Annotated in this window: 11 protein-coding genes; 9 read left to right on the top strand and 2 right to left on the bottom strand. The window is 64.6% G+C overall.

The annotated features are described in order from the left end of the window. Positions 1-161: 161 nt before the first annotated feature. Positions 162-1,952 (top strand): putative bifunctional diguanylate cyclase/phosphodiesterase, encoded by a 1,791-nt coding sequence (locus AB6724_RS10675; RefSeq protein WP_369338506.1) that lies wholly within the window; start codon positions 162-164, stop codon positions 1,950-1,952. Positions 1,953-1,966: 14 nt separating this feature from the next. Here AB6724_RS10675 and AB6724_RS10670 read toward each other — a convergent pair whose 3' ends face one another. Both AB6724_RS10670 and ffh read right to left on the bottom strand, forming a co-directional pair. Then, positions 1,967-2,533, bottom strand: a complete 567-nt coding sequence (locus AB6724_RS10670) for a C40 family peptidase (RefSeq protein ID WP_369338505.1) — start codon at positions 2,531-2,533, stop codon at positions 1,967-1,969. Positions 2,534-2,825: 292 nt separating this feature from the next. Then, on the bottom strand, positions 2,826-4,214 hold the full coding sequence (ffh, locus tag AB6724_RS10665; protein ID WP_369338504.1) for a signal recognition particle protein: 1,389 nt from the start codon (positions 4,212-4,214) through the stop codon (positions 2,826-2,828). 277 nt (positions 4,215-4,491) lie between these two features. Here ffh and AB6724_RS10660 point away from each other — a divergent pair, with 277 nt between their 5' ends. The 8 genes from AB6724_RS10660 to AB6724_RS10625 all read left to right on the top strand — a co-directional run. Then, a complete protein-coding gene (locus tag AB6724_RS10660; protein WP_369338503.1) occupies positions 4,492-5,295 on the top strand; it encodes a cytochrome C assembly family protein in 804 nt (267 codons plus the stop codon). After that, positions 5,292-5,537 carry a PP0621 family protein gene (locus tag AB6724_RS10655; RefSeq protein ID WP_369338502.1) on the top strand — a complete coding sequence of 82 codons (246 nt, stop codon included), beginning with the start codon at positions 5,292-5,294 and terminating at the stop codon, positions 5,535-5,537. The genes AB6724_RS10660 and AB6724_RS10655 overlap by 4 nt, the downstream gene beginning before the upstream one ends. Before the next feature lie 5 nt (positions 5,538-5,542). After that, complete coding sequence (locus tag AB6724_RS10650) at positions 5,543-7,333, top strand: sensor histidine kinase (RefSeq protein WP_369338501.1); 1,791 nt, start codon at positions 5,543-5,545, stop codon at positions 7,331-7,333. Positions 7,334-7,380: 47 nt separating this feature from the next. Continuing rightward, positions 7,381-8,832, top strand: coding sequence for a sigma-54-dependent transcriptional regulator (locus tag AB6724_RS10645; protein ID WP_439329858.1), 1,452 nt, complete (start codon positions 7,381-7,383; stop codon positions 8,830-8,832). After that, entirely contained in the window at positions 8,825-9,433 is a 609-nt protein-coding gene (gene ampD, locus AB6724_RS10640; protein WP_369338499.1) for a 1,6-anhydro-N-acetylmuramyl-L-alanine amidase AmpD, read from the top strand. Before AB6724_RS10645 ends, ampD begins: the two co-directional genes overlap by 8 nt. A gap of 519 nt (positions 9,434-9,952) precedes the next feature. Continuing rightward, positions 9,953-12,859 (top strand): ribonucleoside-diphosphate reductase subunit alpha, encoded by a 2,907-nt coding sequence (locus AB6724_RS10635; RefSeq protein ID WP_369338498.1) that lies wholly within the window; start codon positions 9,953-9,955, stop codon positions 12,857-12,859. A gap of 200 nt (positions 12,860-13,059) precedes the next feature. Beyond that, positions 13,060-14,151: a ribonucleotide-diphosphate reductase subunit beta gene (locus AB6724_RS10630; protein ID WP_369338497.1), complete on the top strand. Its 1,092-nt coding sequence runs from the start codon at positions 13,060-13,062 to the stop codon at positions 14,149-14,151. Between the two features lie 178 nt (positions 14,152-14,329). Next, the coding region (locus AB6724_RS10625; protein WP_369338496.1) for a hypothetical protein at positions 14,330-14,715 on the top strand (386 nt) is incomplete at its 3' end.

Below are 14,715 nucleotides of genomic sequence, written 5' to 3'. Positions count from 1 at the left end.
GAGGCTGTGGCCGGCTTTTTTGCTTCCGCCCGTTTCAATAGCAGTGTTGAAAAAAGGGTTGAATGACAAACGTAAGAATTGTGATCAATAGCGATAGCGGAGAAGCGACGGCAGAGCCAGGATCAGAAACAGCGTAGCGAGAAAAGCTGGAGGTGCGCGTGATGCAAAGCTCACAAGCGGTTACCGATCACTGCAACAGCTCGCAGGAAGCCGAGCCTGCATCGGCCGATCAGCGGCTGGCCCTGGCCCTCAAGGAGCTCAAGGACCTCAAGGCCGCCTTGAATGCGCACGCCATCGTGGCCGTGACCGATGCGCGCGGCGTCATCACCCAGGCCAATGAAAAATTCTGCGAGGTTTCCCGCTACTCGCGCGACGAGCTGATCGGCAGCACGCACCGCATCGTCAACTCCGGCACCCACCCCAGGAGCTTTTTCCTGCAGCTGTGGAAGACCATCTCCTCGGGCCAGATCTGGAACGGCGAAATCTGCAACCGCGCCAAGGACGGCGCGCTGTACTGGGTGCAGACCACGATTGTTCCGCAGCTGGGCCCGGACGGACGGCCCGAGCAGTACATCTCCATCCGCGCCGACATCACCCAGCGCAAGCGGGCCGAGGAGCAGGCCCTGCACCTGGCCCTGCACGATGCCCTCACGGGCCTGGCCAACCGGGTCTTGCTTGCCGAGCATCTGCAGCGCACCCTGGCCAGTTCCCGGCGCAGCCGGCGCCACGGTGCGCTCATGCTGCTGGATCTGGACAACTTCAAGGACGTGAACGACAGATTCGGCCACAGCCAGGGCGATGCCCTGCTGTGCCAGATCGCGCTGCGGCTGCTGGCCTGCGTGCGCGAGACCGACACCGTGGCGCGCGTGGGCGGCGATGAGTTCGTGATCTTGCTCAACGAGCTCGATACCGACCCGGCCCAGGCCTCGGTCCATGCCTACGCCATGGCCGAGAGACTGCGCGAGTCTCTGGGTTCAACCTTCGATCTCGGCGGCCTGCTCGTGCCGTCCACGCTCAGCATAGGCCTGCTGCTGTTCGACGGCAGCAGCGACGGCACCGAAGAACTCATGAAGCGGGCCGATATGGCCTTGTATCAGGCCAAGGAAAGGGGGCGCAACAATGTCTGCGTCTTCGACCCCACGCTGCAGGCCTCGATACTGAGCCAGACCGGGCTGATCGACGACCTGCGCCAGGCCATCCAGCGCGACGAGTTCCACCTGCTCTACCAGCCCGTGGTCAGCCCTCTGCAGCAGCCCCAGGACTGGGAAGCCCTGATCCGCTGGCAGCATCCCACGCGCGGCCTGCTGGCGCCGGCGGCCTTCATCAAGCTAGCCGAAGAAAGCGGACTGATTCTGTCCCTGGGCCAATGGGTGCTGCGTGCCGCATGCGAACAGCTGACGCACTGGGGTCGCGTCCCCGCCACGGCCCACTGGTCGGTGGCGGTCAATGTCAGCGCGCGGCAGTTTCTGGACCCGGCTTTTGCGGCCCGCGTGCAAAGCGTCATCGAAGGCAGCGGGATCAACCCCAGCCTGCTGCGCCTGGAGCTGACGGAGAGCATGTTTCTCACGGATATCGAGAAAAGCATTCTCAAGATGCAGTCGCTGCGGGCCCTGGGCGTGCAGTTCGCGCTGGACGACTTCGGCACCGGCTACTCCTCGCTGTCCTATCTCAAGCGCCTGCCCCTGGATCAGCTCAAGGTGGACCGCTCCTTCGTCCAGGGCCTGCCGGGCAGCCGGGAGGATGCTGCCATCACCACCACCATACTGACGCTGGCGCGCACCCTGGGCCTGCAGGTCGTGGCCGAGGGCGTGGAGAACAAGGCCCAGTTCGACTTTCTGCTGCAGCATGGCTGCAGCGCCTTCCAGGGCTATCTGTTCGGCAAGCCCATGTCGGCCCAGGATGCCGCGAGCCACTTTCCTCCGGCCCGGCAGGCAATAGCCGGCAGCGAATAGCAGCGGCAGGTCCGCTAGGCAAAAATGCTGCGTGCTTCGGTAAAGCGTTTGGCGAAATAGACGTTGTCCATGCGCACGCGCTGCACCGTGCCGCCGCTGGATGGCGCGTGCACGAACTGGCCGTTGCCCACAAAAATCCCCATGTGCGAATAGCTTGCGCCCAGGGTGTTGAAGAACACGAAGTCGCCGCGCATCGGCTCGCGTCCGCCCACCGGATTGCTGGCCTGGGCCCACTGCGCCGTGGTGCGCGGCAGGCGCGCCTGCGTGACACCGCCCACGGCCCACTGGATCAGTCCGCTGCAGTCAAAGCCGCCCTCGGGCGTATTGCCGCCATAGGTATAGGGCGTGTTGACCACCAGCATGGTGCGCGCCAGCATGCCTTCGCGCAGATCGTCGGGCAGATTCAGCGGGTTCACGGCCCTGGCACCGCCGCCCTGCGCCGCAGGCCTGGGCCTGCCCGGGGCGGTGGAGCAGCCGGCCAGCACCGCCATCAGAGAGCCGGCCAGCATCAGCGCACAGCCGCGGCGGCCGGTATCGGCGGGCTGGGCCGCATCCATGGAAGTCCAAGCTTGTACCTTCATGGTGCTGCATGTTCTCAGAAAGCAGCGGCCGGCTCCAGCATCTGCGGCCGGTCTTTACAAAAAAAGTGAGCTGCTGACGCCTGCCGACCAATGATTCAGGGGTTTAAATCCTCCAATACCAAGGGTCATCCAGCGCCAGCAGCTCACTTTTTTGTTGGGTGCAGAGTCTGCAAAACTGGTGCGCTGCGGGTCAGAGGCGCCGAGCAAGGGCCGCCCCGCAGCAAGGGCGCCGTCCCCCTCCCGCGCAGCGAGAGAGGGGGAAGCCGCGCAGCGGCTCAGGGGGTGATCATGATCAGAACGGCAGCTTGGGCATGCCGCCGCCCATCATGCCCTTCATCCCCTTCATGCCGCCCATCTTCTTCATCATCTTCATCAGGCCGCCGCCCTTTAACTTCTTCATCATGGTCTGCATCTGCTCGAACTCCTTGAGCAGGCGGTTGACTTCCTGCACCTGCACGCCGGCGCCGTCGGCAATGCGCTTTTTGCGCGTGGCCTTGATCAGAGCGGGGTTCTTGCGCTCCTTGAACGTCATGGAGCAGATGATGCCTTCCTTGCGCTTGATCTCGCGCTCGGCCTTGTCCATGTCCACCTGGCCGGCCTTGCCCGCGAGTTCGGCGGGCAGCTTGTCCATCAGGGTGGACAGGCCACCCATCTGCTTCATCTGCTGCAGCTGGGCCAGGAAGTCGTTGAGGTCGAAGCCGTCGCCGCTCTTGAGCTTCTCGGCCATCTTCTGCGCGGCTTCCATGTCCACGCCCTTGGTGACCTGCTCGACCAGGGCCACGATGTCGCCCATGCCCAGCACGCGCTGGGCGTGGCGGTCGGCGTCAAAGACTTCGAGGCCGTCGATCTTTTCCGAGACACCGGCGAACTTGATGGGCGCGCCCGTGATCTGGCGCACCGACAGCGCCGCACCGCCGCGCGAATCGCCGTCGAGCTTGGTCAGCACGATACCGGTCAGCGGCAGCGCTTCCTTGAAGGCCTTGGCCGTATTGACCGCATCCTGACCCTGCATGGCATCGACCACGAACAGGGTTTCGACGGGTTTGAGCGTGGCGTGCAAATCCTTGATTTCGGCCATCAGCAGCTCGTCGATGGCCAGACGGCCGGCCGTATCCACCAGCAGCACGTCGAAGAAATGCTTCTTCGCATAGTCGATCGCTGCCACGGCGATATCGTGGGGCTTCTGGTCGGGCGTGGAAGGAAACCACTCGGCGCCGGCCTGGGCCGTGACGGTCTTGAGCTGCTCGATGGCCGCGGGGCGATACACGTCGCCCGAGACCGTGAGCACCTTTTTCTTGCGCTTCTCGATCAGATGCTTGGCCAGCTTGGCCGTGGTCGTGGTCTTGCCTGCACCCTGCAGGCCGGCCATCAGGATCACGGCGGGCGGCTGGGCGTTGAGGTTGATGTCGGCCACGCCCTCGCCCATGGTCGCCGCCAACTCCTTGTTGACGATGGACACCAGCACCTGGCCGGGCTGCAGCGAGCTGATGACCTCCTGGCCCAGCGCCTTTTCCTTGACGCGCGCAATGAAGTCGCGCACCACGGGCAGGGCCACGTCGGCCTCGAGCAGCGCCATGCGCACCTCGCGCAGCATGTCCTGGACGTTGGATTCGGTGATGCGGGCCTGGCCGCGCATCTCCTTGACAAGGCGCGAGAGTTTATCGGTGAGTGCGGAGGCCATAGGCAAAAAGCATTCGAGAGTTGTGGACAGACAGGGGCAGGACACCGCCGGCATGCTCCGGCGGCCGCGCAACCGGCATGGAATCGCCCGGGCAGTCCATTACCGGGGCAGGCGCGGTCGCGCGAAGCCGCCATTTTACCCGCAGCCCCCTGCGGCTGCCTTGCCCGGCGATGACGGCCCGGCGCGAGCCGGTCCGGATGACCCGCGGCGGCCCCGGACCGCAAGATTGGCGCCAACAAAAAGGCGAGTGGCGGCCGGCCGCACTATCATAGAAAGCATGCTCTCCCAACCGCTTACCGCTGCCAGCAGCATCAGCTGGACTCTGGCTATTGCGGCAGCCATTGCCTATGCGATACCCGCTCTTGCCGCCCAGCGCCTGCAGGAAACCGGCGCCCGCCGCTGCCTGCGCCTGGCCTGGGCCTTGCATGCGCTCACTCTGGCCTGGGGCTTGCTCGGAGAATTGCCGCGCTTTGGCTTCGCGCCGGCCCTGTCCATCACGGCCTGGCTGGTGCTGACGGTGTATGTGGTGGAGCAGCAGCTCTATCCTCAGCTGCGCTCGCGCTGGCCGCTGTCCATCATGGGCAGCCTGGCCGTGCTGCTGCCCGTGGTCTTTCCGGGCACGCCGCTGCATGTGGATGCCTCGCCCTGGCTGCCGCTGCATCTGGCCCTGGGCATTGCCTCCTATGGCCTGTTTGCCGCCGCCGTGGTGCATGCGGCGCTGATGGGCCATGCCGAGCGCCAGATGCGCCTGGGCACCGATGACGGCGGCCTGCCGCTGCTGACGCTGGAACGCCTGACCTTCCGCTTTGTGGGTGCGGGCTTTCTGCTGCTCACCGCCACGCTGGCCGCGGGCTGGCTGTTCGGCGAACAGCTTTATGGCAAGGCCTGGGTCTGGAATCACAAGTCCGTGTTCTCGCTGCTGTCCTGGATCGCTTTTGCCATCCTGCTGTTCGGCCGCAAGCGCTTTGGCTGGCGCGGCCACAGCGCCGTGCGCGTGCTTTATATCGGCGCCATCCTGCTGCTGCTGGCCTATGTGGGCTCGCGCTTCGTGGTGGAAGTACTGCTGGGACGTGCCGCATGAAATACCTGCTGGTTTTGCTGGTACTGGTGGTCGCCGTCGGCATCTGGCGCGGCAAGCGCCGTGCCGAAGCCGAGGCCCGCAGCCCGGCCACTGCGCCCCCGAACAAGCCCCAGACCATGGTCGCCTGCGCGCACTGCGGCCTGCACCTGCCCCAGGCCGAGGCAGTGAGCGACGGCGCCGGCCGGTTCTTTTGCAGCCTCGAGCACCGTCAGGCCGCAGCCCGCGCGGACTCGGCACACTGAGCGCCATGGCAGAGCCCGCGCCCCTCTGGCAGCACACGGCGATTCCGCTGGAGGCGGCCATCAGCCGCCAGGCCGATGCCAGCCTCAACGCCCCTTTCATCCGCCTGTGGCAGGCGTTCCTGAGCGGCCGCATTCTGCTGGCACTGGCCCTGGTGCTGCTGCAGACGCTGAGCCAGCAGCTGCAGAACATGGGCTCGTCCTTGGTCTGGCTGGTCTGCCTCGGCTATCTGGTGCTGACGGTGCTGCTCAGGCTGACCGCGGGTCGTCACCTGCCCGCCCCCCAGGCCGGCATGCAGTGGCTGCCCGTGATCGGCGTGGATATCGCCGCCATCTTCCTGCTGCAGATTCTGCAGACCGGCGCCCTGAACTATACGGCGCTGTTGGCGATTCCGATCCTGATTTCCTCGGCTCTGGGCAGCCTGCTGCTGGCATTCGGCACCACGGCCAGCATCACCTTGCTGATGCTGGCCGTGGTCTCCTGGCAGCAGGCCCATGGCCAGGGCGATGCCACCCAGGCCTACTATCAGACGGCTTTTGCCTGCGCCGGCTATTTCTGCGTAGCCTATCTGACCCACGAGCTGGCCAAGCGCGTGCGGCGCGAGCGCGCCACGGCCCTCTTCAACCGCCTGCGCACCCAGACCCAGGAGCAGGTCAACACCCTGGTCATCAACCATCTGTCGGACGGCGTGCTGGTGGTCGATTCCAGCCTGCAGGTGCAGCAGGCCAACCCTGCGGCCCTGCAGCTGCTGGGCCTGCCGTCCAGCCACAGCCAGTCTTTCTCGCTGCAAACCTATTCCCGCTGGGAGCCCCTGGCCGAAGCCGCCCACGCCAGCTTTGCCCATGCGCGGCCGCTGTCGGTCACGCTGCATCTGCAGGCCACGCCCCAAAGCGGGCGCACCGGCCTGCATGTGCGCACGCGGATCACCGAGGTCGCGGCCCCCTATCTGGATGTGGAGCCCGGCGCCGAAGCCCGCCACTGCCTTTGCGTGATGTTTCTGCATGATCTGCGGGAAATGGAAGCCCAGCTGCGCACGGAAAAGCTGGCCTCCATGGGCCGCATGTCGGCCGCCGTGGCCCATGAGATCCGCAATCCCCTGGCCGCCATCACCCAGGCCAATGCGCTGCTGGCCGAAGACCTGGGCAGCCAGCCCACCCAGCAGCAGCTGTGCCGCATCGTGGGCCAGAACGCGGACCGGCTGGCCCGCATCGCCGAGGAAATCCTCAATATCGCGCGCGTGCAGCAGGGCCACGATGCACACCCGGGCCAGGCCCTGGCCCTCGACGCCCTGCTGGCGCTGATCGGCCAGGAATGGCAGAACCAAGCCACGCCACCACGCCGCCTTTTGCTGCAGCTCGATGCGCCGGCGCGCCACATACTGTTCGACGAGGAGCATCTGCGCCGGGTGCTGATCAATCTGCTGGACAATGCCCAGCGCCATCGCAGCCATGCCGGCAAGGCGTCCAGCCTGCAGCTGATCAGCGGCCACGGGCCCGACGCGGCGCTGGCGCCCGAGCTCGCACGGCGCGATATGAGCTGGTTCATGGTCTGGAGCGACGGCGCGCCGCTGGAGTCCAGCGTGCAGCGCCATCTGTTCGAGCCCTTCTTCTCCTCGCAAAGCCGCTCCAGCGGCCTGGGCCTGTATATCTGCAGGGAGCTGTGCCAGCGCTATGAGGCCACCATCAGCTACCGGCGCCTGGCCCGCCATGGCGTTGACGGCAATGCCTTCATCGTGAGCCTGCGCAACGCCCCGTCCACGCCCATGGACCGCTCTTTGTTTGATTCGATCATGGTGTAAGCCTCGTGAACTCCCTGCCCACAACATCCACCGCGGCCACCATCCTGGTGGTCGACGACGAGCCCGATCTGCGCACGCTCTACGAGCTGACCCTGCTGCGCGAGGGCTATCGCGTGGAAACCGCGGGCTCGATCCAGGAGGCCCGGGAGCAGTTGCAAGGCCAGCGCTTTGATGTGGTGATCACCGATATGCGCCTGCCCGACGGCATGGGCATGGAGCTGCTGCTGCGGCTGCGCGACCAGTCCCGGCCCGAGCGCTGCATAGTCATGACCGCCTACGGCTCGGCCGAGAATGCGGTCGAGGCCCTGCGCACGGGAGCTTTCGACTATCTGACCAAGCCCGTGGATCTGAAGCAGTTCCGCCAGGTCGTGGCCTCGGCCATCCAGGGCATAGGCGCCGTGCCCGCACCGGGCTGCGCGCCCGCGTCTTTTGCGGCCAGTGCGCTGGGCTCGGCCGCCAGCCTGCCGCAGGACGAGACGGCTCTGCAGGCCCTGGTCGGCAACTCGCCCTCCATGCTGGCCGTCAAGCAGCGCATCGCCAAGGTCGCCAAGGGCATGGCCCCGGTGCTGGTGCACGGGGAGTCGGGTACGGGCAAGGAGCTGGTGGCCCGCGCCCTGCATGCCTGCAGTCAGCGCGCCCAGGGCCCGCTGGTCGCCGTCAACTGCGGCGCGATTCCCGAGAATCTGCTGGAGGCCGAGTTCTTCGGCGCGCGCAAGGGGTCGTACACCGGCGCCACCCAGGACCGGCCCGGCTACTTCCAGGCCGCCCAGGGCGGCACGCTGTTTCTCGACGAGATCGGCGATCTGCCGCTGGCCATGCAGGCCAAGCTGCTGCGCGCCATTCAGGAGCGCAAGATCCGCCCCCTGGGCAGCACCCAGGAAGAGGCCGTCGATGTGCGCGTCGTCAGCGCCACCCATCGCGATCTCGCGGCCGAGGTGCAGGGCGGCAGCTTTCGCCAGGATCTGTATTACCGCCTCAACGTGATCGAGATCACGCTGCCGTCGCTGCGCGAGCGCCGTGAAGACCTGCCCGCCCTGTGCCAGGCCCTGCTGCGCAAGCTGGCCCATGAGTCCGGCCTGCCCAGCCCCGAGCTGGATGCCGTCAGCCTGGGCCAGATCGCGCAGCTGTCCCTGCCCGGCAATGTGCGCGAGCTCGAGAACGTGCTGCACCGCGCGATTGCCCTGGGTGACGAGGGACCGCTGCGCATTCCGCCGGATTCTTTGCCGAGCGGCGAGCTGCCGGTATCGGCCTCGCTGACGCCGGCCCCGCCGCCGCCCCTGCCGGCAGCCGGTCCGGCCACCCTGCCCGAAGACCTGCAGAGCTGGCTGGATGAGCAGGAGCGCGAGATTCTGATCCGCGCCCTGCAGGACAACGGTTTCAACCGCACGGCCACGGCGGCGCGGCTGGGCATCAGCCTGCGCCAGATCCGCTATCGCATAGAGCGGCTGGGCATAGACCTGCCCGCAGAAGGCCACAAACACCATGGCGACAATGCCTGAGCATTCCCCCGACACCGCAGCCGGCCTCTGGGAGTCCGGCTGGCTGCGGCACACGCACCGGCTGCCTTCGCCCAACTTCGGTCCGCGCCCCGGAGGCGCGCAGATCGATCTGCTGGTGGTCCACTCCATCAGCCTGCCGCCGGGTCAATACGGCACGGGTGCGGTGCAGCAGCTGTTCACCAATCAGCTGGACTGGGACGCCCATCCCTACTATCAAGGCATCCGCGGGCTGGAGGTTTCGGCCCACTTCTTCATCACCCGCCAGGGCGAGATCTGGCAGTTCGTCAGCTGCGACGACCGGGCCTGGCATGCGGGCGTCAGCCAGTGGCGCGGACGCGAGCGCTGCAACGACGACTCCATAGGCGTAGAGCTCGAAGGCCTGGAGGGCCTGAGCTTCGAAAGCACGCAATACCAGGCGCTGCAGCGGCTGTGCGCGGCCATCGCCGCCCGGTATGCCATCCGCTATATCGCCGGCCACGAACATATTGCACCGGGGCGCAAGCAGGACCCGGGGTCGGGCTTTGACTGGCCCAGACTCAGGCAGCAGCTGGGCGCACAGCCCGGCACCGAGGCCTGGGAGTTTCCACCCGCCAAGGCCTGAGCGCTCCCAAATCAAGAGCGTCATACGCTTGCCATCGGTGCGTCTCATGATGCAGTGCATCAAAAACGAGATCCGACAAGCGACGCATGCTCACTTTTTCATGGCCGCCCCCAACCGGTCCGGCCGGTTGCAGGCATGGTAAATCGCTGTCAATAGCGTTCGGGCCACAAATGTCGCCTGCATCAAACACGCAGTTTTTTTACAAATATTCCATCCCTCCCGCCCAACCCCGGCGACGGCCGCAAACGCCTTGTTTGGCGGGGGTTTGCAGCGCGTTTTCCATCTGTCAAGCAGCTGTTGAAATGTCCGCTTCAGTAGTTACAGCAGGTCAGCCGGATTGAAGAGCGATACACTACCGGTAGTGTTTCAGAGCGCTCCAGACCCCATATCTAGTGTTTACAAGTTGTGCACACCCTGTGCAAACCGTGTGTAGACCCAAGCGCCGAATCGTGTTTTTGAGTGCCTGCCCAGAGTGCAGGCCTTTGTCTGCCTATCCACAAGTTGAACCAGAGGAAACTTATGCAAGAAGCGTTGAGCCCACTGTCTTCTGCCGCGTCTACCGGCGCTGCCGATTCTTCCTCCCAGACCGATAACTACCAGGTCATTCGCCGCAGCGGTGATGTGGTTTCCTTCGCCCCCCAGAAGATCGCCGTGGCTCTGACCAAGGCTTTTCTGGCCGTGCGCGGCGCCCAGGGAGCTGCCTCGGCCGGCGTGCGCGATACCGTCAATGAGCTGACCGAAGGCGTGGTGCGCGCCCTGCGCCGCTCCCGCCCCGAAGGCGGCACCTTCCACATCGAGGACATCCAGGACCAGGTCGAGCTGGGTCTGATGCGCGGCGGCCACCAGGACGTGGCCCGCGCCTATGTGCTGTACCGCGAGCGCCGCAACCAAGAGCGCGCCGAACAGAAGAAGGCCGCCGAAGCCGCTGCCGCCGCGGCCTCCGCCGCCAAGCCCGTGCTGCATGTGAGCGACAACGGCCAGCGCGTGCCGCTGGACCAGGAGCGCCTGGAATCGCTGATCGAGTCGTCCTGCCGCAATCTGAATGCCGACATCCAGGCTGCGCCCATCGTCGCCGAGACGCTGCGCAATCTGTACGACGGCGTGCCCCTGGCCGAGGTCTACAAGGCCTCCATCCTGGCCGCGCGTACGCTGATCGAGAAGGACCCCGACTACACCTATGTCACGGCACGCCTGCTGCTGCACACCATCGTGCGCGAGGTCATGGGCCATGACGTGCAGCCCGCGGAAATGCAGGCCGCCTATGCCGACTACTTCCCCGGCTTTGTACAAAAAGGCGTGGACAACGAGCTGCTCAACCCCGAGTTGCTGAACTACGACCTGCCCCGTCTGGCCAAGGCCCTGAAGGCCGAGCGCGACCAGCAGTTCGACTACCTGGGTCTGCAGACCCTGTACGACCGCTACTTCCTGCATGTGCGCAAGACGCGCATCGAGCTGCCCCAGTCCTTCTTCATGCGCGTGGCCATGGGCCTGGCGCTGAACGAGCAGGACCGCAATGCGCGCGCCATCGAGTTCTACGAGCTGCTGTCCTCGTTCGACTTCATGTCGTCCACCCCCACGCTGTTCAACAGCGGCACGCTGCGCTCGCAGCTGTCCTCCTGCTACCTGACCACGGTGCCCGACGATCTGGACGGTATCTACGAGTCGATCAAGGAAAACGCTTTGCTGTCCAAGTTTGCGGGCGGCCTGGGCAATGACTGGACCCGTGTGCGCGCCCTGGGCTCGCGCATCAAGGGCACGAACGGCGAATCGCAGGGCGTGGTGCCCTTCCTCAAGGTGGTCAACGACACGGCCGTGGCCGTGAACCAGGGCGGCAAGCGCAAGGGCGCGGTCTGCACCTACCTGGAATCCTGGCACCTGGACATCGAGGAATTCCTCGAGCTGCGCAAGAACACCGGCGATGATCGCCGCCGCACCCACGACATGAACACGGCCAACTGGATTCCCGACCTGTTCATGAAGCGGGTCATGGAAAAAGGCCAGTGGACCCTGTTCTCGCCCGCGGACTGCCCCGACCTGCACGATCTGTTCGGCGAAGCCTTCGAGAAGGCCTATACCGGCTACGAAGCCAAGGCCGACAAGGGTGAGCTCAAGCTGTTCAAGCGCGTGCCCGCCGTGGACCTGTGGCGCAAGATGCTCTCGATGCTGTTCGAGACCGGCCACCCCTGGATCACCTTCAAGGACCCCTGCAACATCCGCTCGCCCCAGCAGCACGTGGGCGTGGTGCACTCCTCCAATCTGTGCACCGAGATCACGCTCAACACCAGCGACACGGAAACCGCGGTCTGCAACCTGGGTTCGGTGAACCTGGTCAAGCACATCAAGGACGGCCAGATCGACCACGACAAGCTGCGCAAGACCGTGACCACGGCCATGCGCATGCTGGACAACGTGATCGACATCAACTACTACGCGGTGCAAAAGGCCAAGGACTCCAATCTGCGCCACCGCCCCGTGGGCATGGGCTTGATGGGCTTCCAGGACGCGCTGTATGAAATGCGCACCGCCTACGCCAGCCAGGGCGCCGTGGAATTCGCCGACGAATCCATGGAAGCCATCTGCTACTACGCCTACTGGGCCTCGACCGAGCTGGCCAAGGAGCGCGGCACCTATTCCAGCTTCAAGGGCTCGCTGTGGGACCAGGGCATTCTGCCGCCCGACACCCTGAAGCTGCTGGAAAAGGCCCGCGGCGGCTATGTGGAAGTGGACCGCTCCGCCAAGCTGGACTGGGACGCGCTGCGCGCCAAGATCGCCAAGGACGGCATGCGCAACAGCAACTGCGTGGCCATCGCCCCCACCGCCACCATCTCCAACATCGTGGGCGTGGACGCCTCGATCGAGCCTTCGTTCGGCAATCTGTCGGTCAAGTCCAATCTGTCGGGCGAATTCACCGTCATCAACCAGTACCTGGTGCGCGACCTCAAGCGCCTGGGCCTGTGGGACGATGTGATGGTCATGGACCTCAAGCACTTCGACGGCTCGCTGCGCGCCATCGACCGCGTGCCGCAGGAGGTCAAGAGCCTCTACGCCACGGCGTTCGAAGTCTCGCCCGAATGGCTGGTGGAAGCTGCCTCGCGCCGCCAGAAGTGGATCGACCAGGCCCAGAGCCTGAACATCTACATGGCCGGCGCCTCGGGCAAGAAGTTGCACGACACCTATATGCTGGCCTGGGTACGCGGTCTCAAGACCACGTACTACCTGCGCACCACCAGCGCCACCAACATCGAGAAGTCCACCGTGCAAAGCCGTGTGCTGAACGCCGTGTCCTCGGGAGCTCCCGCCGCCCCTGCCGCCAAGCCCGCCATGAGCGCGCTGGAAGCCGCTGCCGCCGCCGCGCGTGCCCAGGCTCCGGCCACCGACATCAAGTTCTGCGCGATCGACGATCCGGGCTGCGAGGCTTGCCAATAATTGGCAAACACCCCCTGAGGCGCTTTGCACCTTCCCCCTCTCTCTACGGGAGGGGGACGACATCCTCGCTGCGGGGCGGCCCTTGCTCGATGTCTCTCGCGTGGGCCACGCCAGTTTTCACTGGCATTGACTAAATAGATAAATCAGAAGGCTGGATGTTGATTTCAATGCACCCAGCTTTTCCCTTAAAGGAATAACTCATGCTGAGCTTTGACGACGACACTTTTGCGCCTTCCGCCCCCAGCAGCGAAGCCGGCGCGTCCACCAGCACGCACAAGCGCGTGAATGCTGCCGACAAGCGCATCATCAACGCCAAGACCGACGTGAACCAGCTGGTTCCGTTCAAGTACAAGTGGGCCTGGGAAAAGTACCTGGCGACCTGCGCCAACCACTGGATGCCGCAGGAAGTGAACATGACGCGCGACATCGCGCTGTGGAAGGATCCCAACGGCCTGACCGAGGACGAGCGCCGCATCGTCAAGCGCAATCTGGGCTTCTTCGTGACCGCCGACTCGCTGGCCGCCAACAACATCGTGCTCGGCACCTACCGCCACATCACGGCGCCCGAGTGCCGCCAGTTCCTGCTGCGCCAGGCTTTCGAGGAAGCCATCCACACCCATGCCTACCAGTACATTGTGGAATCGCTGGGCCTGGATGAATCGGAAATCTTCAACGCCTACAACGAGGTCCAGTCCATCCGCGACAAGGACGAGTTCCTGATCCCTTTCATCGAGGCGATCATGGACCCCGAGTTCAAGACCGGCACGCCCGAAACCGACCAGACTCTGCTGAAGTCGCTGATCGTTTTTGCCTGCCTGATGGAAGGCCTGTTCTTCTACGTGGGCTTCACGCAGATCCTGGCGCTGGGCCGCCAGAACAAGATGACGGGCGCTGCCGAGCAGTATCAGTACATCCTGCGCGACGAGTCTATGCACTGCAACTTCGGCATCGACCTGATCAACCAGCTCAAGCTCGAGAATCCGCACCTGTGGACCGCCGAGTTCAAGCAGGAAATCACGGCCCTGTTCCAGAAGGCCGTGGAGCTCGAATACCGCTACGCCGAAGACACCATGCCGCGCGGCGTGCTCGGCATGAACGCATCGATGTTCAAGGGCTATCTGCGCTACATCGCCAACCGCCGCGCCACGCAGATCGGCCTTGAAGAGCTTTTCCCCGGTGAAGAAAATCCCTTCCCCTGGATGAGCGAAATGATCGATTTGAAGAAAGAACGTAACTTCTTTGAGACACGCGTGATCGAGTATCAGACCGGAGGCGCACTTTCTTGGGATTAATTGCTTCCAAGCAGGCACAATGCGAGTCATGACTTGCTTCACTTCATTGCTACAAAAAACGGTTTTTTTGGCGTGAAGCAAATTTGTGTTCCTAGCGATGCGTAACTCCACATCGCTTTGAATCGTCCGGTGATAAAAAAAGCCGGGCGTCTTATGCAAATCAACGAAGGAGAAAATGATGGCAACTGCGAAGAAGACGGCCGCCAAGGCCACTACCGAGAAAAAAACAACTGAAAAAAAGGCGGCCGCGCCCAAGGCTGAAGCTGTGAAGAAGACAGCAACGGCCAAGGCTGCTGCAGCCCCCAAGAAGGCGGCCGCTAAGCCCGCTGCAAAGGCTGCCGCCAAGCCCGCTGCAAAGGCTGCCGCCAAGCCCGCTGCAAAGGCTGCTGCCAAGCCCGCTGCAAAGGCTGCTGCTAAGCCCGCTGCAAAGGCTGCTGCCAAGCCCGCTGCAAAGGCTGCTGCCAAGCCCGCTGCAAAGGCTGCTGCTAAGCCCGCTGCAAAGGCTGCTGCCAAGCCCGCTGCAAAGGCTGCTGCCAAGCCCGCTGCAAAGGCTGCCGCCAAGCC

Origin of the sequence: Comamonas guangdongensis, from assembly GCF_041079535.1 — a bacterium.
GTDB lineage: Bacteria > Pseudomonadota > Gammaproteobacteria > Burkholderiales > Burkholderiaceae_C > Comamonas > Comamonas guangdongensis.
Note: the sequence above shows the minus strand (reverse complement) of the source record. Positions and strands in the feature narration are given on the sequence as shown.